Here is a 25,929-nt window from a genome sequence, read left to right on the forward strand (position 1 = left end):
GGGACTTGGGCACACCGTAGTCGCTGAAGTGTGAGATGTGGACGTCTTGCGCAGGAACGATCCGTCAATCACCTGGACATCGGGGACGGAACCTCCGGCGGCGGACGGGCACGACCGTCCTGTCCGTGTCCACGTGACGCGCCGTACACTCCCCGAGTGACCGCCACCACCACCTCCGTAGACGAGTCGGAGCAGCTCGGACCGCGTCCCGCGCCCCTCTCGCGCAAGGCCCGCGCCCTGCGAGCGCTCGTCCCGGCCGCCGCGGCGGCACTCTCCGGAGTGCTCCTGTACATCAGCTTCCCGCCACGCACCCTGTGGTGGCTTGCCCTGCCCGCCTTCGCGGTGTTCGCCTGGTGCCTGCACGGCCGCGGCTGGAAGGCGGGCCTCGGGCTCGGCTACCTCTTCGGCCTCGGCTTCCTCCTGCCGCTCCTGGTGTGGACCGGAGTGGAGGTCGGTCCGGGGCCCTGGCTGGCGCTCGCCGCCATCGAGGCGATGTTCGTCGCCCTCGTGGGAGCGGGCATCACCGTCGTCTCGCGGCTGCCCGGCTCTCCGTTCTGGGCGGCGGCCCTCTGGACCGCCGGTGAGGCGGCACGCGCGCGCGTGCCGTTCAGCGGGTTCCCCTGGGGGAAGATCGCCTTCGGGCAGGCGGACGGCGTCTTCCTGCCGCTGGCCGCGCTCGGCGGCACCCCCGTCCTCGGGTTCGCGGTCGTCCTGTGCGGCTTCGGTCTGTACGAGATCGTCCGTCAGGTACGCGATGTGCGCGCCGCCCGCGTCGTGCGCCGCGGCGCGGCGGCAGCGGCCCTGCTCAGCGTGCTCGTCCCGGTCGTCGGCGCCTTCGCCGCGCGTCCGCTGGTCAGCGACGACGCCGAGGACGGCACCGCGACCGTCGCGGCCGTCCAGGGCGACGTCCCGCAGGCGGGCCTGGCGTTCAACGCCCAGCGTCGTGCGGTGCTCGACCACCATGTGCGCGAGACCGAACGGCTCGCGGACCGGGTGAAGGCGGGCAAGGCGAAGCAGCCGGACTTCGTCCTGTGGCCGGAGAACTCCTCCGACATCGACCCGTTCACCAACCCGGACGCCCACGCGGCGATCGAGCGCGCGGTCAAGGCGATCGGCGCCCCCATCTCGGTGGGCGGAGTCGTCGAGTCCAAGGACGGCAAGCTCTTCAACGAGCAGATCCTGTGGGACCCGAAGAAGGGCCCCACGGATACCTACGACAAGCGGCAGATCCAGCCCTTCGGCGAGTACATCCCGCTGCGTTCCGTCGTCGGCTTCTTCAGCAGTGACGTCGGCATGGTGCGCCAGGACTTCAGCCGCGGCACGAAGCCCGGCGTCTTCACCATGGCGGGCACGAAGGTGGGCCTCGCCACCTGCTACGAAGCCGCCTTCGACTGGGCCGTGCGCGACACCGTCACGCACGGCGCGCAGCTGATCTCGGTGCCCAGCAACAACGCCACGTTCGACCGCAGCGAGATGACGTACCAGCAGCTGGCCATGTCGCGGATCCGCGCCGTCGAGCACAGCCGCACCGTCACCGTCCCGGTCACCAGCGGCGTCAGCGCGATCATCATGCCGGACGGCAGGGTCTCGCAGAAGACGAAGTGGTTCACCGCCGACTCGCTCGTCGAGGAGGTGCCGCTGCGTTCCTCGCAGACCCCGGCCACCCGGCTCGGCGTCTGGCCCGAGGGCCTCCTCGTACTGATCGCCGCCGGTGCTCTCGCCTCGGCGGTGACGGGCGCCGTACGGTCCAGGCGGGCCCGTTAGGGTCGACCGTATGGCTACACCTGACTTCATCCACACGATCCGGGCCGACGCGGGCCACCAGCTGTTGTGGCTCCCCGGGGTCACCGCCATCGTCTTCGACGACGAGGGCAGAGTGCTCCTGGGCCGCCGCTCCGACAACGGCAAGTGGTCGGTCATCGGCGGCATGCCGGATCCGGGGGAGCAGCCCGCCGCGTGTGCCGTGCGCGAGGTGTTCGAGGAGACCGCGGTGCACTGCGTGCCCGAGCGCGTGGTGCTCGTCGAGGCCCTGGAGCCGGTGACGTACCCCAACGGCGACACCTGCCAGTTCATGGACATCACCCTGCGCTGCCGTGCCGTCGGCGGCGAGGCCAGGGTCAATGACGACGAGTCGCTCGACGTGGGCTGGTTCGCCCTTGACCAGCTGCCCGACCTGCACGAGTTCGGGCTCTTCCGGATCAAGCAGGCCATGGCCCAGGAGCAGCCGACGTGGTTCGACCGGACGTGACCTGGCCGCTCAGGTCGCCTTGAGCATGTCCGCGCACTTCTCGCCGATCATCATCGTCGTGATGCACGGGTTGACCGCGGGCAGGAACGGCATGACCGACGCGTCGGCGACGCGCAGGCCGGTGACACCCTTGACGCGCAGCTGAGGGTCGAGCGGCGAGTCCGCGTCGTCCGTCGCGCCCATCCGTACGGTGCCCGCCGGGTGGTAGACGGTGTTGTGGGTCTGGCGGATGTAGGCGAACAGCTCGTCGTCGGTCGTGGCGTCGGGCCCCGGAGCGAGTTCGGCGCCCGCCCAGGCCGCCATCGGGGCCTGCGCCGTGATCTCGCGGGCGAGCCGGAGGCCGTACGTCATCACACGGATGTCGTGGTCGTCGGTGAAGTAGCGCGGGTCGACCCTCGGCTTGTCCCGGAAGTCGCGGGTGCGCAGCCGCACCGTGCCCATGGAGCGGGCACGGGTGACGTTCGGGGTGAGGCAGAAGGCGTTGTCGGTGGTCGGATAGCCGCGCCGGTAGGTGTTCATGTCGAAGGGCACCGAGCCGTAGTGGAACATCAGGTCCGGGCGGTCGAGGCCCGGTTCGGTGTCCGCGAAGATGCCGATCTCCCACCACTGGGTGGAGGAGGTGACCATCGGCGCTTTCGCCTCCCACATGATCACGCCCTCGGGGTGGTCCTGGAGGTGGGCGCCGACTCCGGGCGAGTCCAGCCGCACGTCCACGCCGCACTCCCGCAGATGCCCGGCGGGTCCGATGCCCGACAGCATCAGGAGTTTCGGCGAGTCGATGGCCCCGCAGGACACGATCACCTCACGGCGCGCCGTGACGCTGCCGCTGTGAACGGTGTCGGGCTCCAGGTACTCGACGCCCGTACAGCGCCGCCCCTCGTCGAAAAGCAGCCGCTTGGCCTGCAGCCCTGTGCGCACCTCAAGGTTGGGCCGCTTGCCGAGGATCGGGTGCAGATACGACACCGAGGCGGACGAACGGGTGCCGTCCGGGCGGGAGTTGATCTGGAACCAGTGGGCGCCGCGCTTCACCGTCGTACCGGTGTTGAACGGAGTGGTCGGGATGCCGGCCGCCGCGCACGCCTCCAACAGAGCCGACCCGCACGGGTCGTTGGGCGGGACACTCATGATGTTCACCGGGCCCGTGCGGCCGTGGTGGTCGCCGGGCGCGTCGTTGGTCTCCAGGCGCCGGTAGAGGGGGAAGCAGTCCGCGGCGCTCCAGCCCGTACAGCCCAGGGAGCCCCACTCGTCCAGGTCCTCGGCCGGGGCCCAGAAGGCGATGCAGGAGTTGTGCGACGAACAGCCGCCGAGCACCTTGGCGCGGGCGTGCCGCATGAAGCTGTTGCCGTTCTCCTGTGGCTCCACCGGATAGTCCCAGTCGTAACCGGACTCCAACAGGGCCATCCACTTGGTCAGTTGGAGGATGTTGTCGTCGCCGACGTCCGAGGGCCCTGCCTCGAGCACGCAGACGGTGACGTCCGGATCCTCGGTCAGCCGCGCGGCGACGACGGCGCCTGCCGTGCCGCCGCCGACCACCACATAGTCGAACTCGGCCTTGGGGCTCTGAGCGGGCATGGTGACTCCAGATCAGCGGGGTTCAGGGGGCGGCAGGGGGAGACGGGGGCGTCGTGGGGTCCTCGACCTGCTCGAAGCGGTGCTCGGCGAGCACGCCCGCCTTGTGCCGCTGCACGAACCAGTAGTAGGCGAAGCCGCCGCAAGCGACGATGCCGATGAAGAGGAACGCGCCCCAGCGCAGGTACCAGTGCTGAGGCCCGGTCGCGTTGTAGACCTCCGCGCGAGGCCAGGCCAGGTTGAGGGACATGGCCGCGCCCCAGAGCACGGCGATGACGTTGATCGGAAGACCGAACCTGCCGAGCGAGAACTTGCCCTCCGCGGGCTGCCACTGGCCGCGCAGCCGCCTGATCAGCATCGGCAGGGTGACCAGCAGATAGGCCAGGTAGATCATGATGATCGCGATGCTCGTGATCACGGAGAAGATCTGCGGCTGGTTGATGTTGATGACCAGGATGCCGACCCCGACGAGCCCGATGATGATCGCGGGCAGCACGGGAGTCTTGAAGCGCGGACTGACCTTGGCGAGCAGCGAGGACGCGGGCAGGCAGCCGTCGCGGGCCATGGCGAACGCGAGGCGGATACCAGCGGCCTGCACCGCGAGTTCGCAGACGGTGATGGCGATGACCACGCACCACAGCACGATCTCGCCGATCGTGGAGCCGAGCGTGCTCAGCACCACGTACTGCAAGCCGTCGACGGACAGTTGCTTCGCGTGCAGATCCGGCACGGCCAGGAGCGCGAACAGCAGGATGAGCCCGCCGATGAGGAAGGAGAAGATGAGCGCCCGCAGGATCGCCCGTGGGGCGTTACGGCTCGGGTCGAGCGACTCCTCGCCCAGCGAGGACGCGGTGTCGAACCCGTACATCACGTACGCCGATGCCAGCGAGGCGGTCAGGAAGGCACCCAGGTAGCCGAGATCCTGCCCCTTGCCGAGGCCGCCGGTCTCCGTGATGGCGCTGGGGCCGCGGGTGATGTGGGCGGCGAGCAGCACGATCAGGACGACGGCGGCGATCAGCTCGATCAGTACGCCGGCGGAGTTGATCCGGGCCATCAGCTTGACGCCGAACGCGTTGACCAGCGTGGTGAACAGGATGAGGACCGAGCCGAGCAGCACGGCGTTCTTCGCCGCGTCGGTCGTCCCGCTGCCGTCCCCGACGAACTGGAACACGTCGGAGATCTGCGGCAGCGTGATCTGGTACGCGAGGGCGACCGCCGCCAGGGACACCATGGTGGCCGTCAGCATCATCCAGCCGCCGAGCCAGCCGACGTGCTTGCCGCCGAGCTGCTTGCCCCAGTTGTAGACGGACCCCGCTACGGGGAAGCGGGCGGCGAGCTCGCAGAAGCAGAGGGCCACCATCAGCTGGCCCAGGAAGACCATCGGCCAGGACCACCAGTAGGCGGGGCCGCCGAAGCTGACGCCGAAGTAGAAGAGCTGGAAGGTGCCGGTCAGGATCGAGATGTAGCTGATCCCGGCCGCGAAGGTGTGGAAGTTGCCCAGGGTCCGCTTGAGTTCGGGACGGTAACCGAGCTCGCCGAGCGCGTCGTCGTCGTCCTGGTGCTGACGCCGGGCGGCGTCGGCGGCATCGGCGCCCTTGCCGGGGTCCGTACTCATTCGAACCACCTCTGCGGTGTCGCTGTCAAGTTGCGCCAGACGTGCTTGGCCTCCTGGTACTCGGCAAGTCCCGCCGGTCCCAGTTCGCGGCCGAAGCCGGACTGCTTCATGCCGCCCCACTCCGCCTGCGGCACGTAGGGGTGGAAGTCGTTGATCCAGACGGTTCCGGCGCGCATCCGGGCCGCCACGCGCTGGCCCTTGCCGGTGTCCTGCGTCCAGACGGCGCCCGCGAGTCCGTACACGGTGTCGTTGGCGAGCCCGATCGCCTCGTCCTCGGTCCTGAACCGCTCGACGGTGAGCACCGGGCCGAAGGACTCGTCGGTGACCACGGACATGCCCGGGGTGCACTCGTCGAGCACGGTCGGCGGGTAGTAGTAGCCGTCCCTCAGCGCCGGGTCGTCGGGGCGCGCGCCGCCGCAGCGAAGGACCGCGCCCTCGGCGATGCCTGCCGCCACGTACGCCTCGACCTTGTCGCGGTGCGCGGCGGAGATCAGCGGACCCGTGCGGGCGTTGTCGTCGAAGGGCCCGCCGAGCCGGATCCGCCGCGCGCGCTCGACCACTTCGTCCACGAACCTGTCGTGCATTCCGTCCTCGACCAGGAGCCGCGCACCGGCCGAACAGACCTGGCCCGAGTGCAGGAAGATCGCCATCAGGGCGTAGTCGACCGCTGTGTCGAAGTCGGCGTCGGCGAAGACGATGTTCGGATTCTTGCCGCCGAGCTCCAGGGCGACCTTCTTCACCGTGGGGGCCGCGGCGGCCATGATGCGCCGCCCGGTGACGAGCCCGCCGGTGAACGACACCATGTCGACCCGCGGGTCCTCGCTGAGCGGCGCGCCCGCGGTGGGGCCCGCGCCGAGGATCAGGTTGGCGACGCCGGCGGGCAGCCCGGCCTCGGTGAGCAGCCGCATCAGGATGATGCAGGTGTGCGGGGTCAGCTCGCTGGGCTTGAGGACGAAGGTGTTGCCCGCGCCGAGCGCGGGGGCGACCTTCCAGGCGGTCTGAAGGAGCGGATAGTTCCACGGAGTGATCAGGGCGCACACCCCGACCGGCTCGTGCACCACCCGGCTGTCCACTTCCGAGCTGCCCGCGTCGACGACGCGGTCGGTGCCGCCCGCCGCCGTCAGGTTGCCGAAGTAGCGGAAACAGTTCGCGATGTCGTCCATGTCGTACTCGCTCTCCACGAGCCGCTTCCCGGTGTCCAGGGATTCGGCGCGGGCGAGTGCGTCCTTGTCGCGTTCGAGGAGGTCGGCGACGCGCAGCAGCAGGCGGCCGCGTTCGGCCGCCGGGGTGCCGGGCCACGGCCCGCGGTCGAAGGCCTCACGCGCCGCGGCGATCGCCGCGGACGCGTCCTTCGGCCCGGCTTCGTCGACGGTCGCGACCAGGGTGTTGTCCGCGGGGCAGCGGATCTCCCGTACCTGCCCGTCCTGGGCAGTGGTCCATGTTCCGCCGATGAAAAGCTCCGGCATGACGGCTCCTCGGGGGTGGAATGCGCGGGTGCTCCACGAAAGGACGCTAAGGAGAGCGGGGCGCGCTCGCACCGCAAGAGCCGCTATTCGGCGCATTCACCCCCCCTCCGCCCCGGTCGGCCCCGCGGGATCCGGCGCCCTCGAAGATCGTGCGCCCCGCACTCCGTTAGCCTGAGGGCACGATGAACCAGCTGAGCACGTCATGGGGCGCGTACGACCTCACACGATTCCCCGAGGACCCCCGCGATCCGCTGCGCGCCTGGTCCGCCGCCGACGCCTACCTGCTGCGGCATCTCGCGGGTGAGACAGGCGGGACCGGCGAGACGGGCGGGACCGGTAAGACGGACGAGGGGGGCAAGCCCGTCGACCTCTCGGGCTCCGTGGCCGTCGTCGGCGATCGCTGGGGCGCGCTGACCACCGTGCTCGCCGGACATCGGCCGACCATGATCACCGACTCGTTCCTCGCGCGCGAGGCGACGCGGGCCAACGTGGCACGCGCCGGGTTCGCGCCGGACGCGGTGCGGATCGCGACGACCGTCGACGCGCCGCCGAGCCGGATCGACGTACTCCTGGTCCGCGTGCCGAAGAGCCTCGCGCTCCTGGAGGACCAGCTGCACCGGCTCGCGCCCGCCGTGCACGCGGGCACGGTCGTCGTCGGCACCGGAATGGTCACCGAGATCCACACCTCGACGCTCGACCTGTTCGAGCGGATCATCGGCCCTACCCGGACATCGCTGGCCCGGCAGAAGGCGCGGCTCATCTTCAGTACGCCGGATCCAGAGCGCGACGCGGGCCCCAGCCCCTGGCCGCGCAGCTATGTACTGGATGCCGACTCCGGGGCGGGCGCGGGGCTGACCGCCGTCAACCACGCGGGCGTGTTCTGCGCCGAGCGCCTCGACATCGGCACCCGCTTCCTCCTGCAGCACCTGCCGACCGGCAGGGGAGCCGCGCACATCGTGGACCTGGGCTGCGGCAACGGCGTGCTCGGCACGGCCGCCGCCGTCGCGGACCCCGAGGCCACACTCACCTTCGTCGACGAGTCGTACCCCGCTGTCGCCTCGGCACAGGACACCTTCCGCGCGAACGCCGCCGACTCCACGCGGGCGGAGTTCGTCGCGGGCGACGCGCTGGCGGCCGTACCCGCGGGGACGGTGGACCTCGTCCTGAACAACCCGCCCTTCCACACCCACCAGGCGACCTCCGGCGCGACCGCCTGGCGGATGTTCAGCGGAGCACGTGCCGCGCTGCGCCCCGGCGGCGAGCTGTGGGTCGTCGGCAACCGCCACCTCGACTACCACGTGAAGCTTCGCAAGCTCTTCGGTAACTCCCAAGTTGTCGCGGGGAACCCGAAGTTCGTGGTCCTGCGGGCGGTCAAGCGCGACCGCTGACGCGGCCTCGGTCGGTACCTCAGGCGATACCTCAGGCGTCGAAGGCGGTCGCCCGCGTCACCTTCTCCCACGCGGCGATCTCCGCGCGGACCGCGTCGAGGTGACCGATGACCGCGTCCACGGAGTCGTCACCCAGCGGCAGACGCAGCGGAGTGTCGTCGGCGTCGAGCGCGGTGATGACCGCGGCGGCGGCCTTCGCCGGGTCGCCGGGCTGCTCACCGTCGCCGCCCCCGACCATCGTGCGGGTGGCGCCCGCCGTCGACGCGTAGTCCGGGATCTCGACGGGGCTGGCGCTGGTGTTGCCGAACAGGTTGGTGCGGAAGGCGCCCGGTTCCACGACCAGGACCTTGATGCCCAGCGGCGCCACCTCCTGGGCCAGCGCCTCCGACATCCCCTCCAGGGCGAACTTCGTGCCGCTGTACGCGGAGAACCCCGCGAACGACATCTGCCCGCCCATGCTGCTCATCTGCACGATCGCTCCCGAACGCCTCGCCCGCATGTGCGGAAGGACGGCGCGGATCAGCGCGGCGGGACCGAAGACGTGCACGTCGAACAGGGCGCGCAGCTCGGCGTCGGAGTCCTCCTCCAGGGCGCCGACGTGGCTGCGGCCCGCATTGTTCACCAGGACGTCGATGCGGCCGTGCCGGTCGATGACGTCGTTCACGGCGGCTTCCGTGCCGGCCGTGTCGGTCACGTCCAGGGTCAGTGCCTCGACCTGGCCGGGGTGGGCGGCGACAAGGTCGTCCAGGGACGAGGCGTTGCGTGCGGTGGCGACGACCACGCCGCCCGCCGCGACGGCCGCCTCGGTGAACGCCCGCCCGAAGCCGCTGTTCGCGCCCGTCACGAGCCATACCTTCGACATCTCGAACTCCCGTTGGGTATAGGCCGGTTCATCCGTTCCCGGCTATGTGGATCATCCTGCGGGCGAAACGGGTGGCCCGTCCAAGACTTGACGTGATAGCTGATGGTTATGGACCTTCACGGCAGTGGCGTACACGTACACGGCAGGGACGTGCACAGCAGGGATCTGCGGTACTTCGTCGCGGTGGCGCAGGAGTTGCACTTCACGCGGGCCGCCGAGCGGCTCTTCGTCTCGCAGCCCGCGCTGAGCAAGCAGATACGTGCGCTGGAACGGCAGTTGGGCGCCGAGCTGTTCGTGCGGGATCATCGCGGTGTGCGGCTCACCTCCGTGGGGGCTGCTCTCCTTCCGCACGCCCGACAGGTGCTTGAGGGCTGGCAGACGGGCGCGGAAGCGGTGGAGCGGGCGAAGACCGAGGAGCGGGCCACGCTCTTCGTGGGCATGAGCACGAGACCGGCCCGTGGCGGGCTGCTCCCGGCGGTGCGCTCCCGCTTCAGCGAGGCCCACCCGGCGGCCACGATCCGGCTGCGGCAGGTGAGTTGGGAGGACGCGAGCGCGGGCCTCGCGGACGGCACGGCGGACGTGGCCTTCATCTGGCTGCCGCTTCCCGACCCGGAGCGCTACGAGTGGGTGGTGGTCGCCGAGGAGCCGCGTCATGTCGCCCTGCCCGACACGCACCGCCTCGCGGACCTGGACGAGGTCGACTTCGCCGATCTGGCCGACGAACCCTTCCTCGCGCTGCCCGAGGGTGCGGGCGCGCTGCGCGACTACTGGCTGGCCCTGGACGCTCGCGCGGGCCGCCCGCCCCGTATCGGCGCGGAGATCGCCAGTACCGACGAGACGTACGAGGCGCTGGTGGACGGCCGTGGTGTCTGCCTGGTGGCCGCGGGCAACGCGCCCCTGATCACCCTCGGCGGCGTCGTCACGCGCCCGGTCCGCGGGATCACGCCGAGCCGGTTCGCTCTTGCCTGGCGCGCGGGCGACGACCACCGCCCGCTGGTGAGCGCGTACATCAAGGCGTGCGGGGAGGCGCTGGGGCGGGCGGAGCGGTAGCCCGCGCAGCCGCCACGAGGTGGCGGACGAGGTGGCGGGCCAGGGCGTCGGGCGAGGCGTAACCCGTCGTCCCGCGACGTATCTCGTCGCAACCGTTGACCTTGCTCCAACGCCCCCTTACCGTTTCGGCGTTCGGAGTACCGCATGTTGTTCGAAATAACGAACATACATCGATGTGCGGGGACGTCCGCATCATGGAGCGCCGACCCGCCCACCAGGGAGCCAGCCGCATGAGCCGCAGTGAAGTACCCAGCCGTAGAAACCTGTTGCGAGGAACCCTGGCCGTCGGCGCCCTCGCCGCCGCGCCGGCCCTCGCCAAGACACCCGCTCACGCCGCGTCCCGGGTCGCCGCCTACCGCAACCCGCTCGTCGAACAGCGCGCCGACCCGCACATCGGCCGCCACACCGACGGCCACTACTACTTCACCGCGACCGCCCCCGAGTACGACCGCATCGTCCTGCGCCGCTCCCGAACCCTGCGAGGCCTGACCCGGGCGGACGAATCCGTCATCTGGCGGCGGCACACGAGCGGTGACATGGGGTCGCACATCTGGGCGCCGGAGCTCCACCACATCAACGGCAAGTGGTACATCTACTTCGCCGCGGCCCCCGCCGACGACGTGTGGAAGATCCGCATCTGGGTCCTGGAGAACACCAACGCCAACCCCCTCAAGGGAAGTTGGACGGAGAAGGGGCAGCTCACCACGGCCTGGGACACCTTCTCGCTCGACGCCACCACCTTCATCGTTCCCCAAGCTCTCAACTCCGTTCGAGCAGGGGAGGCCCCAATCGGCAGCCGCTACCTGGCCTGGGCGCAGTACGAACCCGGCATGGACAACAACACCGGCGTCTTCCTGTCGCGGATGGCTAACCCCTGGACCCTGACAGGACCTCAGATACGCCTCACCACACCCGAGTACGACTGGGAGTGCGTCGGCTTCAAGGTGAACGAGGGGCCGTCCGTCATCCAGCGCAACGGCCGCGTCTTCCTCACGTACTCGGCGTCCGCGACCGACTTCAACTACTGCATGGGGCTGCTCACCGCCGACGCGCGCAGCGACCTCATCGACCCGGCATCCTGGTCCAAGTCGCCGACCCCCGTCTTCACCAGCAACGACACGACCAAGCAGTACGGCCCGGGCCACAACTGCTTCACCGTCGCCGAGGACGGCCGCACCGACGTCCTCGTCTACCACGCACGCCAGTACAAGGACATCGTCGGCGACCCGCTCAACGACCCCAACCGCCACACCCGGATCCAGAAGCTCGGCTGGAAGGCGGACGGAACACCGGACTTCGGCATCCCCGTCGCCGATGCCCTGGTGGCGTGAGAGCAGTGGCAGCCGGGGAGACGCGCCTCAACCCGTCGTCCAGCTACGAAGCTTCTCGGGGTTGCGTACGACCCAGATGTGCTTGATCCGGTCCTCCGCGACCTCGAACGCGAACACCGAGACGATGACGCCGTCCTGCTGAGCCACCAGACCTGGCTGGCCGTTGACCGTACGCTCCAGGAACGTCATGGTGTCGGGCCTGCGGCGGGCGATCTCGATCCAGGTGCGCGCGATCCGCTCGGCGCCTTCGATGGGGCGCGGGAAGGTGATGGCCAGGCCGCCGCCGTCGGCGATCGCCGTGGCGTCGGGGTCGAGCAGGCCGATCAGGACGTCGATGTCCTTGGCGTCCCAGGCCTGCTTGAAGTTCCTGACGACAGCGGTGCGTTGGGCTGCCTCCGTCGGGGAAGGCCGCGCGGCCCGGATGCGGCGTCGGGCCGACGAGGCCAGCTGGCGGCATGCTGCCGGGGTACGGCCGACGATCTCGGCCACTTCGGCAAAGGAGTGGCAGAAGACGTCGTGCAGGATGAACGCGACGCGTTCGGCCGGAGTCATGGATTCGAGCACGACCAAGAAGGCCAGGCTGACCGACTCGTCCAGGGTGACCCGGTCGGCCGGATCGGCCGTCGCACCGCCCGCCCGCCCGCTGTTCCACTCCGAATGCGCGGGCAGTGGCTCGGGGAGCCATTCGCCCACGTAGGTCTCTCGCCTGGCCCGTGCCGAGCCGAGCAGATTGAGGCAGATGCGGCCGGCGACGGTCGTCAGCCAGGCGGCGGGGTTCTCGATGGCGTCCTGTTGCTGCCGTGACATGGCGTACCAGCGGGCGTACGTCTCCTGGACGGCATCCTCGGCCTCGGCCAGAGAGCCCAGAAGCCGGTACGCGAGATTGATCAGTTGGCGCCGCTCGCTCATGATCACGTCCAGGCCCGAATCGGGCCGGCCGTGTCCTCGCTCGGATCGGGTGCTCATGGTGCCGACGGCTCCCTTCGTCGTGTCTGCCGCTACCGGTTCGACAACGCAGCGCACCGGAATGTGAGGCCAGGCACCCGGCCTCACATTCCGCGGGGCCGTCTTGTCGAACTGCTGAGACGAACACAACACCCCGCGAGCAGGGAGCTCACCATGACGACCTCGACATCGGCAACGCTGTTCAGCGAACCGGCGCCCGCGCAGCGTCTGGAGCGGGCGGCCGCCGCACTGGCCGCACACGGTTTCACGGTGGAGATCCTCGACGGCGGCGCTGCCGCGCGTACTTCAGCCATGCGCGGGGCACCGCTCGCTACCGGGACATCGCAACGCCGAAGGAGAGGGTGCGGGCCGAGATTCTGCACTGACAGGTGAAGCGCGATCCGCAGAGCTGAGCGGAGCGTGTGACAAGTCAAGGGTCCGCCACTATAGGGAAGGTCGGAGTTGCCATGCCTACGCAGCGCGAGAGGGACGAAGCCGAGATTCGTCGGCAAGTCGGGATGATCGCCGAGGGGCTCCAGGCCAAGGATGCCGAGATCCTGAAGAAGCTGTACGCAACGGACATCGTGTCCTTCGACATCGAACCGCCGCTCCAGAGTGTGGGAGTGGAGGCGAAGCTCAAGAACTGGGCGCCCGTGTTCACGTTCTTCGAGAGCGTGAACTACGAGGTGCGCGAACTGACCCTCACCGTGGGCGATGACGTGGCCTTCGGGCATGCCTTTGCTCGTCTCAGCGGCACGCTGAAGGACGGGACGGCGATGAGCGGCATGTGGGTCAGGGGCACGTACTGCTTCCGGAAGACCGAGGGGGCGTGGTTGATCGCGCACGACCAGGTCTCGGTGCCTTTCGATGTCACGAGCGGCGAGGGGGTGGTCGGCCTGGAGCCCTGACGGGCCGTGTCATCGAGTGGGCTGGAGGAAGGGACGTACGAAGGAGCGTACGAACGCGTTGCGGAACTTCCCCCGCGGGTCGAGGCGTTGGGCCAGGGCGGCGAAATCGGCTGCGTGCGGATAGCGGTCGCCGAGATCGGCGGGGTCCGCGCCGAACACCTTGCCCCAGTGCGGCCGGGGCGCGAACGGCGCGAGGCGCTCCTCGACGAGCGCGACCACCGGGAGCACGGCCGCCGCGTCCGGCACCCAGGTGAAGTGGAACGCCACGGTGTCCCGGCCGTGGGCGGGGCTCAGCCACTGGATGTCGGCGGCGACAGTGCGCACCTCGCAGACCTGGAGGACGGGCGCCACCCGGTCCCTGAGGGCGTCCAGGGCGTGCAGCGCGGCGAGGGCGTGTTCGCGCGGCAGCAGATACTCCGACTGGAGCTCGGCTCCGCTGCTCGGCGTGAACTCCGCCCGGAAATGAGGGAGGCGCTCATGCCACGACCCCGGAACTCCCAGCTGCTCGGTGCAGTTGACGGCCGGCATGCCCGGCACCGGATGCCGGGGTTCGTTCACGGGCGCCGCCCACGGGAAGCCGACGGCGGCATCGTCGCGCTGCTTGAGCCACACCTGGTTGAAGCGCGGTCCACGCCAGTTGGTGAACAGACTGACGCTGTACGCCGCCGACGTCACCGCCTCGAAGTCGAGCTCCGCCAGGGGGAGTTCACCAAAGACGTGCTGGCTCACCGTATAGAGCGGTTCCAGGTCGAGGGTGAGGGCGAGGACCACGCCGAGCGCGCCGAGCGAGACCACGGCGCCGTCGAAACCGTCGTCGCCGCGGCTCAGTACACACGTCTCCCCGTCGGCGGTCACCAGCTCCACCGAGCGCACGACCTCCGCGAGGGACTGGTTGCCGTTGCCCGAGCCGTGTGTCCCGGTGGCGACCGATCCGGCCACCGAGATGTGTGGCAGCGAGGCCATGTTGGGCAGGGCGAGCCCGTACGAGGCGACCTGCCGGGCGAGTTCGGCGTACCGCACGCCGCCCGCCACACGTACGGTGCGCGCCGTGGTGTCCACGTCGATGGACGGTTCCAGGGCGGCGAGCGACAGCAGGGCGGTGTCCGCATTGTCGCCGTCCACGTCGGCGATCCGGTTGAAGGAGTGGCCGCTGCCGAGCACCCGCACCTGGCGGCTGCCCGCCACGAGGGACCGCAGGGCGTCCCGCGACGCGGGCCGGTGCAGTTCACGGGCCGAGAAGGTGATGTTCCCGGCCCAGTTGGTCACGGCAGCCGCGGCACCGTCCCGGCCCGCGGTCACAGCGTCGTTCATGTTCGGATTCCTCCCTCATGGCGGCGGGGAGCCATCGAAGGCCTCCCCGCTGCCTCGTCCCTGTACGTCAGGCCGGGTCTTGGTGCGTCACGCCGATCCGCGGATCACGAGCTCCGTCGGCAGAATGACCGCGGCCGGGTCCTCGCCGCCGATCTGCGCGAGCAGGACCCGCACCATCTCGGCGCTGATGCGGTCCCAGGGCTGGCGGACCGTCGTCAGTTCGGGGCGGGCGGTCAGGGCGGCGGGCGAGTCGTCGAAGCCGCCGACCGCGACGTCCTGCGGGACGCGGCGCTCGGCGTGGTCGAGGGCGGTCAGGACGCCCTGCGCCATGAGGTCCGACGCCACGAACACGGCGTCCAGATCCGGTGCTTCGGCGAGGAGCCGGGTGGCGGCGGCCTCACCACCGGCCCGGCTGTAGTCGCCGGACGCGATGAGCCGCTCGTCGACTCCGATGCCCTCCTCGGCGAGGATCTCCCGGTAGCCCGCGAGCCGTTCCACACCGCCGGGGGTGTCCAGCGGCCCGGTCACCGTGCCGATGCGGCGCCGCCCGAGAGAGAGGAGATGGCGCACCATGTCGCGGGCGCCGTCCCGGTCGTCCGCGGCGACATAACTCATCTTGGAGGCTTGGCCGATCGGCTTCCCGCACGCCACCAGGGGAACCCCGGCCTCCCGCAGCTCGTCCGCCACGGGGTCGCCGGAGTGGCTGGAGACCAGGAGCACCCCGTCGACGTGGCCCGCGGTGATGTAGCGCATGATGCGGCGACGCTCGTCCGGGGTGCCGGCCAGCATCAGGAGCAGCGGGATGTCGTGTGCGGCGAGCGCCTGCGTGCAGCCCCGCAGCAGCACATTGAAGTTGGGGTCCTCGAAGAAGCGCTCCTGCGGTTCGGTGAGGAGGAAGCCCACGGAGTCGGAGCGGCCCGTTATCAGCGAGCGGGCGTGCCGGTTGACGACGTAGCCGGTCTTGCGGATGGCCGCGTTGACGGCCTCCTGGGCGGAGGGGCTCACATAGTGTCCGCCGTTGAGGACGCGGGACACCGTGCCGCGCGACACACCCGCCTCGCGGGCCACGTCGTGGATCGTCGGCGGCCTGCGCCTGCCCCCCGTTGCGTTCATGGTCACGACTTTACGGCTCCGGACAGCAGGTCGAGGCTCCAGAAGCGCTGGATGACCAGGAAGAGGGCGATGAGCGGCACGACGGCCAGGAGTGCGCCGGTGATCACGAGGGTGTAGAGCGCCGGGGTGTTGGAGCCCTGCTCCAGGAGCGTGAACAGGCCGAGCGTGAGGGGGAACTTCTCGTCGTCGCTGAGCATGATGTAGGGGAGCAGGAAGTTGTTCCACACGGCCACGAACTGGAACAGGAACACCGTCACCAGGCCTGGCACCATCATCGGAAGCGCGATCCGAGTGAAGATCCGCCACTCGCTCGCACCGTCCATCCGCCCCGCCTCCACGACATCGCCGGGCACGGCCGCGGAGGCGTAGATCCGGGCGAGGTACACGCCGTAGGGCGAGAGGACGAGCGGCGTGAGGACCGAGGCGTACGAATCGGTGAGATCGGCTTTCGCGAGCAGTAGGTACTGCGGTACGGCCAGGATCACCGGCGGCATCAGGACGCCCGCCATGAGGATGTTGAACACGCTCTCGCGGCCTCGGAAGCGGTAGACCGCGAGAGCGTAGCCGCTGACCGCGGAGACAGCCGTGGACAGGAGCGCGCCGAGACCGGCGTAGAGGGCGGAGTTGCCCATCCACCGCCAGTAGATGCCGTCGCGGTAGGCGGACAGGTCCGTGACGTTGTCGGCGAAGCCGCTGCCGGGCCAGAACGTGAACGTGGAGAACAGTTCGCGCCCCGACTTGGTGGAGGCGATCACCACCCAGAGCACGGGCAGCAGGCAGTACAGGGCGCCGAGTACCAGGACGGCGGTCGGGAGCAGGGCGGTGCGGCGGGGCGGTGGCGGGCCCTGTGCGGTGCCGGGGGTGGTGCCCGCGGCGGGCGGGGCCTTGCGGACGGCGAGAGAGCTCATCGGGCCGCCTCCTTCTTGGTGCGGGAGTTCGCGGCGCGCAGGAACCCGAAGGACAGGACGAGCGTGGCGACGGCGATGATCACTGCGGTGGCGGCAGCCGAGTTGATGTCACCCTTGCCGAAGGCGTCCTGGTACACCTTCATCAGCGGACTCCACGTGGTGGAGACGGAGTTGGTGAGCGGCACCATCGGGATCTTGATCCGCAGCGCGATCTGCAGCTGTGAGCAGCCGTCCAGCTTCGCCGCTTCGTGTACCTCGGCGGGGATGGCCCGCAGCGAGGTGTAGATGACGATCATGTTGAAGCCGGTGCCGCCCCAGACCGCGATGTTGGAGAGCGCGAGATAGAGCGGGCCGCCGTCGAGCAGATCGGGCTGCGGCAGACCCAGTTTCCGTGACATCCAGAGCGTCGTCGAGGCGGTCCCGCCCCGCCGTGGTCTTGGCGTCTTCTGGTGGGACGCCACCTGGACCGTCGTCGAGGGCAACGGCTGGGACTCGACGGACCCCTCGACGGGCAACGCCTGGGAGAACCAGGCGCTCTTCGACTACGACGGAGTGCCGACCGAGGCCATGAGCGGCTTCGCGCACCGATGACCCGGGCCCGAGCGACCTGCTTGGTCGCAATGACTCAGGCCCGCATCACCACGGAGACTGAGTCAAGCCCGGGGAATCGGGACCCGCCTGGTCCCGTCCTGCCGGGCCGGTCACGCGCAGTGGCGCCTGCCGGGCCGGTCACGCGCAGTGGCGACCGTGACGCCGCCCGGGAGGTCCGGCACCGTCTTCTACGATCAGGGTCCATGAGCCCCCGCCTGCTGATCTACAGCCGAACGACCGCCTACCGGCACGCGTCGATCCCCGCCGGAGTCGCCGCCCTGCGCGAGCTCGCAGCCGGGATCGGCTGCTGCGCCTACGCGACCGAGGATCCGGCCGCCTTCGAGCAGGACCTGTCCGGCTATGCGGCGATCGTCTTCCTCTCCACCAGCGGCGACGTCCTCACCCCCGCCGGACGGGAGGCGCTGCGCGCACACCGGTCGGCGGGCGGCGGCTTCATGGGCGTTCACGCCGCCGCCTGCACCGAGTACGACTGGCCGTACTACGGCGAGCTCCTCGGCGCGCGCTTCGCCCGCCATCCCGCCTACCAGCCCGGCCGCCTGACCGTCGAGGACCACGCGCATCCCGCCACCGCGCACCTCGCCGCCACCTGGGATCTCACCGACGAGTGGTACGACTTCCGGGTCTCGCCCCGGGGTGCGGTGCGGGTCCTGGCCGCCGCCGACGAATCCTCGTACGAAGGAGGCGGGATGGGCGCCGACCACCCTCTGGTGTGGTGCCACGAGCACGGCGGCGGCCCGATGTTCTACACGGCGCTCGGCCACGCGGACGAGGCGTACGCGGACCCGGACTTCCGCGCCCACCTGCTCGGCGGCCTGCGGTATGTGACCGGACTCGGCTGAAGGGGCGGACCCGGGCATGGACTCGGGCATGGACCCGGGCATGGGTGAGCCCCCGCCTCACGAGGCGGGGGCTCACCCATGCCAGGTCCTGCGCGCGAGGTCCTAGAGGGTGCCGGAGGCGGAGATGGCGATCTCGGCCTTGGTGGCGCCGGACTGCGAGCCGAAGCTCTCGATCTTCTTGACGAGGGCCAGGCTCTCCTCGTCCGCGACCTCACCGAAGACCACGTGCTTGCCGTCGAGCCAGGTCGTGGCGATCGTGGTGATGAAGAACTGCGAGCCGTTGGAGTTGGGGCCCGCGTTGGCCATCGAAAGCTGGCCGGGCTTGGTGTGCTTGAGCTGGAAGTTCTCGTCGGGGAACTTCTCGCCGTAGATGCTCTTGCCGCCCGTGCCGTTGCCGGCGGTGAAGTCGCCGCCCTGGAGCATGAAGTCCGGAATGACGCGGTGGAACTTCGAACCGGCGTAGCCGAAGCCCTTCTCGCCGGTGGCGAGCGCGCGGAAGTTCTCCGCGGTCTTCGGCACGACGTCGTCGAAGAGGTTGAACGTGATGCGGCCTTCAGGCTGGCCGTCGATGGTGATGTCGAAATAGGCCTTGATTGTCATGGTCCTCATCCTGTCATTGCCCTGTCCCCACCCGCCAACCGAACCCCCACTGAGTCCGCCGTGAGCCCTCCGTGAGCCTTCCGTGATCTTCCCGAAACCCCGGTGACCAGGCACGATGCCGTCGGCACTCAGTTCACGGTCGAGCCGATGCCGGTGCTGCCCGTCGTCAGGAGCGTCGTCGCGGGCAGGACGCCGCTCGCCCGGCGGGCGCCGTACGCCGGGGTCGCGACACCGCTGTCCTATCTCGGTCGGCCTCTCGACACGGTCAGTCGATCTCTCGATATGGTCAGTCGACTTCTCGGCACGGTCAGTCGGTCCTGATCCTCATGAAAGTGATCGAATTCGCCGGGAACGTGTACGAGAACGTCTCGGACACACCCTTGAACGTCGAGGCCACCGGCCTGACCGGCGTCGCGTCCTTCGTGTTCTCCGCGGCCGGTTCCGCGGCGAGCGTGGTCACCTTCGCGGTCCGCTCGACCCGCGTGCCCGATCCGAGGCCGACCCTGGTGCGGGCATCGGAGCCCTGCGCGTTGACGACCTTGACGATGAGGTCGCCGTTGGCCTTGTCCCGGGTGACGACCTGGCGGAACGGCTCGGCGGGCTTGTCGTCCGTGAAGGAGCCCCACTTCTCGCCGTCGAGGAAGAGCGTCACCTGGCGGCCGCGCACCTCCACGCGCAGGTCGTAGCTGCGGCCCGTCTCGATGGTCGTCGCGTCCTGGACCATGGTCTGCTTCGCGCCGTCGACGGACTTCTCGACGGCCGACTGGCTGTTGTTCCAGCCGCCCAGGTTCCACCAGTAGTGGTTGCCGGAGTCCTTGACCCCGAAGGCGACCATGAAGCCCTCCTTGCCGGACTTCTTGGTGGCCCGCACGTTCAGGTCGTAGTTCTGCCAGCCCTTGTCGCCCGCCGTGACCAGGGTGTTCTCGGCGGTCTCGTCGGACTGCAGGTACGCGCCGTCCTGGACCGCCCAGGTCCCCTTGCCCGCCGCCTTGCTCCACCGGCCGTCACCGCCGGAGAAGTCGTCGGACAGGAGCGTCCCGCCGTCCTTGCCGGTGACCTTCACATCGTCGTACGCGGCGCTGGTGGCCCAGGTGGAAAGACCGACGGCGCCGGTGATGGGACCGGAGGCGGCGGGGGTGCCGGATGCCGTGGACGGCACGACCTCGTCGCCGACGTTGCGCATGAAGAGCTTCTGCGTCTCGTAGTTGGCCGAGCCCCATGACTGGTCGTTGTCGTACCAGATCATGTTCGGCTTCCACTGCACGTAGTCCTCGTTGGCGAGCAGCGGGGCGTACGAGGCGAGCTTGACGACGTCGGCGTTGCGTTCGAGGCCGGTCATGAAGGCGGCCTCGGACAGGGCGTTGGAGAACCTGTTGCCCTGCGAGGCGTATTCGCCGAGGAAGACCTTCGGGCCCTTGCGGTCGTAGGAGTCGTATCGGTCGTTGTTCTCCAGGAACCACTGCGGGCTGTTGTAGTAGTGCTCGTCGACCATCGCGACGTCGGCGTCACGGTTGAGCTGCCAGGCCTTGTCGAAGGTCGAACCGCTGTCGTCGGGGCCGGAGTTGGATATCACCGTGATGTCCGGGTGCTTCGCCTCGATGGCCGCGCGGAACTCCTTGAAGCGGGCGAAGAACTCTTCGGGGAGGTTCTCCTCGTTGCCGACTTCCAGGTGGGTCAGGTGGAAGGGCTCGGGGTGGCCCATCGCCGCCCGCTTCTTGCCCCACTCGCTCGTCGCGGGGCCGTTGGCGAACTCGATGAGGTCCAGGGTGTCCTGGATGTGCCGCTTGAGGAGCGCCGGGTCGTCGGTGGCCTTGTTCTGGCCGCAGCCGGTCACCAGAGCGGGCACGACGGGCAGCGGCATGGCGCCGGTGTCCTCGGCGAACTGGAAGTACTCGTAGTAGCCGAGGCCGTAACTCTGGTTGTAGCCCCAGAAGTTGGCGTTGGTGGCGCGCTCCTCGACGGGCCCGATGGTGTCCTTCCACTGGTAGGAGCGCTTGCGCTGCCAGCCGGACTTCTCGTCGTACGACTCGTGGGAGCCGGTGTTGACCAGGCAGCCGCCGGGGAAGCGCAGGAAGCCGGGCCTCAGGTCGGCGATCTTCTGGGCGAGGTCCTTGCGCAAGCCGTTCGTGCGGCCCTTGTAGGTGTCGCGAGGGAAGAGGGAGACCTCGTCGAGCGCGACGGGGGCGTCCGACGCGACCGTGATCCGGCCGGTCGCGGAGGTGCGTCCCGCGGTGAACGAGGCCTTGTACTTCGCCCAGCCGCCGTGTGCGGTGACCCGGCGGGCCGGGGCGAGGTCGCCGGAGGCGTCGCGCAGGCTGAGGGTCAGCGGAGCCTTCCGGGTCCCGCCGGTGCGGGCCCAGACCGAGAAGTCGTAGCGCTTGCCCTTGGCGACCGCGAGGCCGGTGTTGTAGCCGGTGTTGGTGACGGATGAACCGCCGCCCAGCGAGAGGTAATTGCGGTTACGGGCGTTGAGGCGCCCGTCGTCGTTCACCACCTCGGCGGAGCCTGCCGTGTCCCACGAAGTCAGCGGTGTGTAGGAGGGGTTGTCGGCGGTGGTGTACTCGAAGGAGCGGTTCTGGACGAGCTCGGCGTAGAGGCCGCCGTCCGCCGCGCGGTTGATGTCCTCGTAGAAGACGCCGTACATCGAGTCGTCGATCTTCGCGCCGGTGCGGGTCGGGTCGACGTCGATCGTGTAGTCGGTGGGTTCGGCCGCGGCGGTGGGTCCCGCGGCGAGCGTTCCGGCGAGCAGGGCTCCCAGGGTGAGCCCGAGTCTCCATCGTCTGCGTGCCATGCGTACCCCAGTCTTCGTGCGAGATTTCGAACGCTGATCAGTAGGCCGAACGGCAACTTAGATACGCGGAGGGCGGCCCGTCAACGCATTGCGCAGGAAGAGGCCGAGGCGCCTCCCGGGGTTCGGGATCTCGAACAACTTCCCGCGAATTCACGGGACTTCACTCCCGGCTCTGTCGGAACCGTTGACGCGCCCGGCGTTCAACTTTACGGTCCGTTCGAAGTTGCGAGCAGTGTTCGATATATCGGACAGAAGTGAGCCGCAATGTCACCACCCTGTCCGACGCGGACCCGGACGCCCGCAACACCCTCGCGGAGCCGGAGTGCGTCACCCCGCACGGCGTCAGCGGGAGCGCACTCCAGGACGGCACGTTGAGCGCCGTCCTGGAGCCGCTGTCATGGAACGTGATCCGGCTGGGGTGAGTCCTCGCCGCCCCGGGTCAGTGGGCGACGGGCCATCCGGAGCTCCAGTTCAGGAGGTTCACGCCGAGCTTGGGAGTGCCGTTGTCCTGGCCGTCGTAGTAGTGGTAGACGAGCAGGTCACCGTCGGCGTCCTTCATGATCGACTGGCCGCCGGGGCCGATGTAGCGGCCGTGGCTCTCCTGGACCGGAGTGCCGCCGTTGTTCAGCATGCCGACGCCGTTCTTGTCGACGTACGGCCCGGTGACACTGGAGGAGCGGCCCACCTTGATCTTGTACGTGGAGCCGGTGCCCGCGCAGCACGTGTCGTACGAGGCGAAGAGGTAGTAGTAGCCGCCCCGCTTGACGATGTAGGGCGCCTCGACGGCCTTGGTGCCGGTGGGGCGCGAGGCGAGCGAACGCCGGGCGGTGTCGCCCGCGTACTGCTTGCCCGTCGAGGGATCGACCCTGATCATCTTGATCCCGGTCCACCAGGAGCCGAAGGAGAGCCACCACTTGCCGTCGTCGTCCACGAGGAGATTCGGGTCGATGGCGTTGTAGTCGCTGGACGTGGTGGAGGTGTACACGGCGCCGTAGTCGGTCCAGGAGCCGGGCTCACCCGTGGTGGAGGCCGCGAGGCCGATGGCCGACTTGTTCGACCCGAACGACGAGACGGAGTAGTACATCAGATACTTGCCGCCGTGGTACGAGATGTCGGGCGCCCAGACGTCACCCGTGGAGTTGTAGTTGCTCCACCAGCCGGGCCGGGTGGGGAAGGCGGAGCCGTCGCGGCCGAAGTTGACGCGGTCGGTGGAGGTGCGCAGTTGCAGGCCGTCGCCGGTCGAGTAGAGCAGGTACTCGCCCGACGGGGTGCGGGCCAGGGTCGGGTCGTGCACGACGATGTCGCCGGTGACCTGGCCGGGATTGGGGTAGGCGGTGGCGCTGCTCGGGACGAGGGCGAGCAGGGCGGCGGCGGGCAGCGCGACGAGGGCTCTGCGCCGGAAAGGGGTGGGGGTGCTGAGGGAGCGGCTCACTCCGGGCTCCTTGCGAGTTGGTATAACTCCCCCTGTCCCGGGGGGAGTTGAGCGGAGGCGGTACGACATGTGGTTGCCGCCCGCCCCCGCGAGGTTGCCGCCCGCGCGTACTACAGCGCCGGATACGCGTTCTTCAGGAGCTCCTGGAACTGGGCCGAGAACCACTTCCCGGATATCGGCGCGTTCGCGAGCGCGCCGGACGGGTTGTTGCCGTTGCGGGGGTTGCCCCCGTACGTCGGGTCACACATGCGGTCGAAGCCCTTGCCCTCGTCGTTCGGGATCTCCTTGCTCGACCCGTCGGACTCGCCCGGCGGCTTGATCCACACGTAGGCGTCGATGCCGGCCTCCGGGGCGGTCCTCGGCCGCTCTCCGAGACCCGCGCCCGACTGGTTGCACCAGTTGCCGATGTGGATGCGCCGGTCGTAACGGCCGCCCTCCACATAGGTGTTCACGTCCGTGGTGGCGCCGGGGCCCGCGGGCCGTGCCGATCCGCCCCAGCCGTTGCGCGAGGTGTCGATCAGCATGCCGATGCCGGACCTGAAGCCGGCGGAGACGAGCTGGCTCCGGAACGACTGGGCGAAGGAGAGCTCGTCGACGGAGCGGTTCCAGTCGACCCACTTGGACTCGCGGACCGACCGGCCGTTGACGGTGTCGCCGATCTTGAAGTTGTTCTCCTTCAGGGCGCTGTAGTTGGCCGTGTTGGTGATGAAGCCGTGCACGTTGTCGACGCTGCCCCCGTCGGCGGTCGCCGCCTGGTACATGACCTGGGCGGACGCGGCGAAGTTGTCGTCCCAGCCGATCCAGCCGTGGTGACCCGCGTCCACGTAGTTGTAGACGTTCGGCACGGCGCCGAGCTTGCGAAGGGCGTAGCCGACGCCCTTGACGTAGTTGCCGTTGGCCTTCATCACGTCACACGCGGGCGTCGCGGTGGGGCGGCCGCCGGTGTTGGTGACCAGGTTGGGCAGCGAGTCGATCTCGACGGTCGTGACGATGCGCAGGTTCGCGTACTTCGAGTCGGCGAGGATCGCGGCGATGGGGTCGATGTAGTCGGTCTGGTACTTGCCGATCTCGGTCGGGCCGAGCTCGCCGTTGGACGCGAGCGCGGCGCAGTCCCGGCCGGGCAGGTTGTAGATGACCAGCTGGATGACACCCGCGCCCTGCTTGAGCGCCTCGTCCAGGTGGTCGCGCAGGCCCATCGAGTCGCCGGCGCCCTCGATCGCGGCGATCCGGTCCAGCCAGACGCCGGTGGGCTGCTTCGCGATGGCGCTGCCGCCCGGTTCGGCGGCGGCCTTCGCCGACCATTCGGGGTTCACGTAGGACTTGGCGCCCGCGTAGGGATTGTCGACGCGCGCCGCCGCTGCCCGGGTGGTCGTGCTTCCCGCGCTGTCGCTCACGGCGAGCGCGGTGCCGCCGGTCGTGGCGAGGACGGTGGCGAGTGTGGCGAGGAAGAGGGTGCGGGATCTGCGGTGCCTGGTGTGTGCGCGGCTCATGGTGGGGTGATTCCCTTCGGGGGTGGGGTGGACGGGTCTGTGGGGAGCTGGACGGGTCAGCCGGTGAGCGCGGCCAGATGGTCGCGCAGACCTGCGCCGAACGCCGTGGGTGTGCCGTCGTAGGAGCTGATCAGGGAGGGGCCCGACGAGCAGTCCCACGTGTTCCAGGTCCAGCCGAGATAGGAGGCCCGGTGCGCGTCGAGCCACTTCATGACGGAGTCGATGAAGCCGTGGGAGCAGGTGTTCTCGCCGATCTCGCCCGCCACGAGCGGGACTCTCGCGGCGAGGGGCGCGAGCGTGGAATCGAAGCAGCTCACGGTGGAGCAGGTGTTGAAGTTGTAGACGTGCCAGGCCGCGGCGAGATTGCCCGCCGGGTCCTTCGGCGCGTGCTCCAGCCAGCCGCTGAGATCGTTCGAGTACGCGATGCCCGCCGCGAGCACGAGATTCTTCGCGCCGGTCCCGCGCACCGCGTCGAGCAGGTCCTGCATGCCGGCGACCTCGTAGCCGATTCCGGGGCAGGTGCCGCCGTCCCGCCAGCAGTCCCAGGCCTGCTCGGTGGTGGGCGTCGCACGGTCCGGATAGGGCTCGTTGAACAGGTCGAGTACGACGGCCGGATCGCCCTTGAAGGTGTGGGCCACCGAGGTCCAGAACGCCGGGGTGTACCGCGCGTTCGGCATCGGCTTCTGGCAGCTGGCGTGCACGTCCGGGCAGCCGGCCGAGTTGCCGGTGTACTGGCCGTGGGACCAGTGCAGTTCGACGATCGGGGTCATGCCGTGGTCCTGGACGCGCCGGACCAGATCCTTGATGGCGGATGTGTAGTTGGCGCCCGCGTAGCGCGGGTCGATGTTGTCGGTTCCCAGCCAGCACTCCTCGTTGAGCGGGATGCGTACGGTGTTGGCCTTCCAGTCCGCGATGGCCTTTACGGAGGCGTCGTCGACGGGGCCGTCGAAGATGCCGTAGCCCTGGACACAGGCGAACTCGCCGCCGGAGCGGTTGACTCCGAGCAGCCGGTGCGTCGCGCCCCGGGCGTCGACGAGCCGGTTGCCGTCGGCGTGCAGCACAGGGGGCGGTGCCGCCAGGGCGGGCGCCGCGCCCGCCGTCGGCAAGGCGGAGGGCATCGCGAGTCCGGCGGTGATGAGGACGGCGCCCGCAAGGACGGCCAACGTGCGGAGCAGACGCGGGGGTCGGGGCATGAGCGACTCCTCGGATTGAACCGGAATCGCTCCCACTGGTGCCGTGGAAGCTAGCAGGAAGTCGCCGCCGAGAACAGAAAGGTTGGCGGGTTTCTCAGATTCTTCGGATCGCCGCTGTCGAATTCATTCGACAACTCCCTTTCGTGTGACGGCTCTTGACATCGCGGCGATTCGGCTGAACTTTGGGAGCGCTCCCACTGGTGCTCCATCTGGTGCTCCCGCTGGTCCTCCCACTCGTTTCCCGCTGGTCCTCCCGCT

The 25,929-nt window shown here is 69.5% G+C and carries 22 protein-coding genes and 2 pseudogenes; 10 read left to right on the forward strand and 14 right to left on the reverse strand.

Annotation, left to right across the window (positions count from 1 at the left end; translation table 11 throughout):
• Positions 1-156 precede the first annotated feature (156 nt).
• Together lnt and ACFVXC_RS16440 are read left to right on the forward strand one after the other, a co-directional pair.
• Positions 157-1,764: an apolipoprotein N-acyltransferase gene (lnt, locus tag ACFVXC_RS16435; protein ID WP_389905845.1), complete on the forward strand. Its 1,608-nt coding sequence runs from the start codon at positions 157-159 to the stop codon at positions 1,762-1,764.
• A gap of 10 nt (positions 1,765-1,774) precedes the next feature.
• Positions 1,775-2,248: an NUDIX domain-containing protein gene (locus ACFVXC_RS16440; RefSeq protein ID WP_389905847.1), complete on the forward strand. Its 474-nt coding sequence runs from the start codon at positions 1,775-1,777 to the stop codon at positions 2,246-2,248.
• Positions 2,249-2,257: 9 nt separating this feature from the next.
• Here the strand turns inward: ACFVXC_RS16440 and ACFVXC_RS16445 are convergent, their stop codons facing one another.
• The 3 genes from ACFVXC_RS16445 to ACFVXC_RS16455 are packed head-to-tail and all read right to left on the reverse strand — an operon-like array spanning position 2,258 to position 6,898.
• On the reverse strand, positions 2,258-3,820 hold the full coding sequence (locus tag ACFVXC_RS16445) for a GMC family oxidoreductase (protein ID WP_389905849.1): 1,563 nt from the start codon (positions 3,818-3,820) through the stop codon (positions 2,258-2,260).
• A gap of 22 nt (positions 3,821-3,842) precedes the next feature.
• Positions 3,843-5,432, reverse strand: a complete 1,590-nt coding sequence (locus ACFVXC_RS16450; RefSeq protein WP_389905851.1) for an APC family permease — start codon at positions 5,430-5,432, stop codon at positions 3,843-3,845.
• The gene (locus tag ACFVXC_RS16455; RefSeq protein ID WP_389905853.1) at positions 5,429-6,898 is read right to left on the reverse strand and encodes an aldehyde dehydrogenase family protein; all 1,470 of its coding nucleotides are present in this window, start codon (positions 6,896-6,898) and stop codon (positions 5,429-5,431) included. The genes ACFVXC_RS16450 and ACFVXC_RS16455 overlap by 4 nt, the downstream gene beginning before the upstream one ends.
• Positions 6,899-7,080: 182 nt before the next feature.
• On the opposite strand from ACFVXC_RS16455, the gene ACFVXC_RS16460 reads away from it, so the two are divergent.
• Positions 7,081-8,286, forward strand: a complete 1,206-nt coding sequence (locus ACFVXC_RS16460) for a methyltransferase (RefSeq protein WP_389905855.1) — start codon at positions 7,081-7,083, stop codon at positions 8,284-8,286.
• A gap of 31 nt (positions 8,287-8,317) precedes the next feature.
• Here the strand turns inward: ACFVXC_RS16460 and ACFVXC_RS16465 are convergent, their stop codons facing one another.
• Entirely contained in the window at positions 8,318-9,148 is an 831-nt protein-coding gene (locus ACFVXC_RS16465; protein ID WP_389905857.1) for an oxidoreductase, read from the reverse strand.
• Positions 9,149-9,256: 108 nt separating this feature from the next.
• On the opposite strand from ACFVXC_RS16465, the gene ACFVXC_RS16470 reads away from it, so the two are divergent.
• On the forward strand, positions 9,257-10,198 hold the full coding sequence (locus tag ACFVXC_RS16470; RefSeq protein WP_389905859.1) for a LysR family transcriptional regulator: 942 nt from the start codon (positions 9,257-9,259) through the stop codon (positions 10,196-10,198).
• A gap of 230 nt (positions 10,199-10,428) precedes the next feature.
• Positions 10,429-11,529 (forward strand): family 43 glycosylhydrolase, encoded by a 1,101-nt coding sequence (locus ACFVXC_RS16475; RefSeq protein WP_389905861.1) that lies wholly within the window; start codon positions 10,429-10,431, stop codon positions 11,527-11,529.
• A gap of 27 nt (positions 11,530-11,556) precedes the next feature.
• On the opposite strand, the gene sigJ is transcribed toward ACFVXC_RS16475, so the two are convergent.
• The gene (gene sigJ, locus ACFVXC_RS16480) at positions 11,557-12,495 is read right to left on the reverse strand and encodes an RNA polymerase sigma factor SigJ (protein ID WP_389905863.1); all 939 of its coding nucleotides are present in this window, start codon (positions 12,493-12,495) and stop codon (positions 11,557-11,559) included.
• 446 nt (positions 12,496-12,941) lie between these two features.
• Between sigJ and ACFVXC_RS16485 the strand changes: the two genes are divergently transcribed.
• The gene (locus ACFVXC_RS16485) at positions 12,942-13,382 is read left to right on the forward strand and encodes a YybH family protein (protein WP_389905865.1); all 441 of its coding nucleotides are present in this window, start codon (positions 12,942-12,944) and stop codon (positions 13,380-13,382) included.
• Between the two features lie 9 nt (positions 13,383-13,391).
• Here ACFVXC_RS16485 and ACFVXC_RS16490 read toward each other — a convergent pair whose 3' ends face one another.
• From ACFVXC_RS16490 to ACFVXC_RS16505, 4 genes and pseudogenes are all read right to left on the reverse strand, one after another.
• Positions 13,392-14,693, reverse strand: a complete 1,302-nt coding sequence (locus ACFVXC_RS16490) for an FAD-binding protein (protein WP_389905867.1) — start codon at positions 14,691-14,693, stop codon at positions 13,392-13,394.
• A gap of 87 nt (positions 14,694-14,780) precedes the next feature.
• Entirely contained in the window at positions 14,781-15,812 is a 1,032-nt protein-coding gene (locus ACFVXC_RS16495; RefSeq protein ID WP_389905869.1) for a LacI family DNA-binding transcriptional regulator, read from the reverse strand.
• Positions 15,809-16,714, reverse strand: a complete 906-nt coding sequence (locus ACFVXC_RS16500) for a carbohydrate ABC transporter permease (RefSeq protein ID WP_389905871.1) — start codon at positions 16,712-16,714, stop codon at positions 15,809-15,811. Before ACFVXC_RS16500 ends, ACFVXC_RS16495 begins: the two co-directional genes overlap by 4 nt.
• Positions 16,711-17,103, reverse strand: a pseudogene (locus ACFVXC_RS16505) (ABC transporter permease subunit); the annotation flags it as partial. The pseudogene ACFVXC_RS16505 and the gene ACFVXC_RS16500, both read right to left, overlap by 4 nt.
• Before the next feature lie 7 nt (positions 17,104-17,110).
• On the opposite strand from ACFVXC_RS16505, the gene ACFVXC_RS16510 reads away from it, so the two are divergent.
• Both ACFVXC_RS16510 and ACFVXC_RS16515 read left to right on the forward strand, forming a co-directional pair.
• Entirely contained in the window at positions 17,111-17,305 is a 195-nt protein-coding gene (locus tag ACFVXC_RS16510) for a glycosyl hydrolase 53 family protein (protein WP_389905957.1), read from the forward strand.
• 203 nt (positions 17,306-17,508) lie between these two features.
• Entirely contained in the window at positions 17,509-18,165 is a 657-nt protein-coding gene (locus tag ACFVXC_RS16515; RefSeq protein WP_389905873.1) for a ThuA domain-containing protein, read from the forward strand.
• Between the two features lie 102 nt (positions 18,166-18,267).
• Here ACFVXC_RS16515 and ACFVXC_RS16520 read toward each other — a convergent pair whose 3' ends face one another.
• On the reverse strand, positions 18,268-18,765 hold the full coding sequence (locus tag ACFVXC_RS16520; RefSeq protein WP_389905875.1) for a peptidylprolyl isomerase: 498 nt from the start codon (positions 18,763-18,765) through the stop codon (positions 18,268-18,270).
• A 102-nt stretch (positions 18,766-18,867) separates the two neighbouring features.
• Between ACFVXC_RS16520 and ACFVXC_RS16525 the strand changes: the two genes are divergently transcribed.
• Positions 18,868-19,086 carry a hypothetical protein gene (locus ACFVXC_RS16525; protein WP_389905877.1) on the forward strand — a complete coding sequence of 73 codons (219 nt, stop codon included), beginning with the start codon at positions 18,868-18,870 and terminating at the stop codon, positions 19,084-19,086.
• Here ACFVXC_RS16525 and ACFVXC_RS16530 read toward each other — a convergent pair.
• Positions 19,073-21,556, reverse strand: a complete 2,484-nt coding sequence (locus ACFVXC_RS16530) for an alpha-L-arabinofuranosidase C-terminal domain-containing protein (protein ID WP_389905879.1) — start codon at positions 21,554-21,556, stop codon at positions 19,073-19,075. The two genes, ACFVXC_RS16525 and ACFVXC_RS16530, sit on opposite strands and share 14 nt — an antisense overlap.
• Positions 21,557-21,807: 251 nt before the next feature.
• Between ACFVXC_RS16530 and ACFVXC_RS16535 the strand changes: the two are divergent.
• Positions 21,808-21,978: pseudogene (locus ACFVXC_RS16535) on the forward strand (alpha-N-arabinofuranosidase); the annotation flags it as partial.
• A 17-nt stretch (positions 21,979-21,995) separates the two neighbouring features.
• On the opposite strand, the gene ACFVXC_RS16540 reads toward ACFVXC_RS16535, so the two are convergent.
• The 3 genes from ACFVXC_RS16540 to ACFVXC_RS16550 form a co-directional block, all read right to left on the reverse strand.
• The gene (locus tag ACFVXC_RS16540; RefSeq protein ID WP_389905881.1) at positions 21,996-22,988 is read right to left on the reverse strand and encodes an arabinan endo-1,5-alpha-L-arabinosidase; all 993 of its coding nucleotides are present in this window, start codon (positions 22,986-22,988) and stop codon (positions 21,996-21,998) included.
• Between the two features lie 110 nt (positions 22,989-23,098).
• Positions 23,099-24,478: a glycoside hydrolase family 6 protein gene (locus ACFVXC_RS16545; protein ID WP_389905883.1), complete on the reverse strand. Its 1,380-nt coding sequence runs from the start codon at positions 24,476-24,478 to the stop codon at positions 23,099-23,101.
• Between the two features lie 56 nt (positions 24,479-24,534).
• Positions 24,535-25,671, reverse strand: coding sequence for a glycoside hydrolase family 5 protein (locus ACFVXC_RS16550; protein ID WP_389905885.1), 1,137 nt, complete (start codon positions 25,669-25,671; stop codon positions 24,535-24,537).
• Positions 25,672-25,929 lie beyond the last annotated feature (258 nt).

The organism is Streptomyces sp. NPDC058257 (genome assembly GCF_042881845.1).
Classification (GTDB): domain Bacteria; phylum Actinomycetota; class Actinomycetes; order Streptomycetales; family Streptomycetaceae; genus Streptomyces.

Bases quoted from the DNA above. Each gene is read 5' to 3' on its own strand.
- ACFVXC_RS16440 (WP_389905847.1), top strand. From the start codon at position 1,775: ATGGCTACACCTGACTTCATCCACACGATCCGGGCCGACGCGGGCCAC.
- ACFVXC_RS16445 (WP_389905849.1), bottom strand. From the start codon at position 3,820: ATGCCCGCTCAGAGCCCCAAGGCCGAGTTCGACTATGTGGTGGTCGGC.
- ACFVXC_RS16450 (WP_389905851.1), bottom strand. From the start codon at position 5,432: ATGAGTACGGACCCCGGCAAGGGCGCCGATGCCGCCGACGCCGCCCGG.
- ACFVXC_RS16455 (WP_389905853.1), bottom strand. From the start codon at position 6,898: ATGCCGGAGCTTTTCATCGGCGGAACATGGACCACTGCCCAGGACGGG.
- ACFVXC_RS16460 (WP_389905855.1), top strand. From the start codon at position 7,081: ATGAACCAGCTGAGCACGTCATGGGGCGCGTACGACCTCACACGATTC.
- ACFVXC_RS16465 (WP_389905857.1), bottom strand. From the start codon at position 9,148: ATGTCGAAGGTATGGCTCGTGACGGGCGCGAACAGCGGCTTCGGGCGG.
- ACFVXC_RS16470 (WP_389905859.1), top strand. From the start codon at position 9,257: ATGGACCTTCACGGCAGTGGCGTACACGTACACGGCAGGGACGTGCAC.
- ACFVXC_RS16475 (WP_389905861.1), top strand. From the start codon at position 10,429: ATGAGCCGCAGTGAAGTACCCAGCCGTAGAAACCTGTTGCGAGGAACC.
- sigJ (WP_389905863.1), bottom strand. From the start codon at position 12,495: ATGAGCACCCGATCCGAGCGAGGACACGGCCGGCCCGATTCGGGCCTG.
- ACFVXC_RS16485 (WP_389905865.1), top strand. From the start codon at position 12,942: ATGCCTACGCAGCGCGAGAGGGACGAAGCCGAGATTCGTCGGCAAGTC.
- ACFVXC_RS16490 (WP_389905867.1), bottom strand. From the start codon at position 14,693: ATGAACGACGCTGTGACCGCGGGCCGGGACGGTGCCGCGGCTGCCGTG.
- ACFVXC_RS16500 (WP_389905871.1), bottom strand. From the start codon at position 16,714: ATGAGCTCTCTCGCCGTCCGCAAGGCCCCGCCCGCCGCGGGCACCACC.
- ACFVXC_RS16515 (WP_389905873.1), top strand. From the start codon at position 17,509: ATGAGCCCCCGCCTGCTGATCTACAGCCGAACGACCGCCTACCGGCAC.
- ACFVXC_RS16520 (WP_389905875.1), bottom strand. From the start codon at position 18,765: ATGACAATCAAGGCCTATTTCGACATCACCATCGACGGCCAGCCTGAA.
- ACFVXC_RS16530 (WP_389905879.1), bottom strand. From the start codon at position 21,556: ATGGCACGCAGACGATGGAGACTCGGGCTCACCCTGGGAGCCCTGCTC.
- ACFVXC_RS16545 (WP_389905883.1), bottom strand. From the start codon at position 24,478: ATGAGCCGCGCACACACCAGGCACCGCAGATCCCGCACCCTCTTCCTC.
- ACFVXC_RS16550 (WP_389905885.1), bottom strand. From the start codon at position 25,671: ATGCCCCGACCCCCGCGTCTGCTCCGCACGTTGGCCGTCCTTGCGGGC.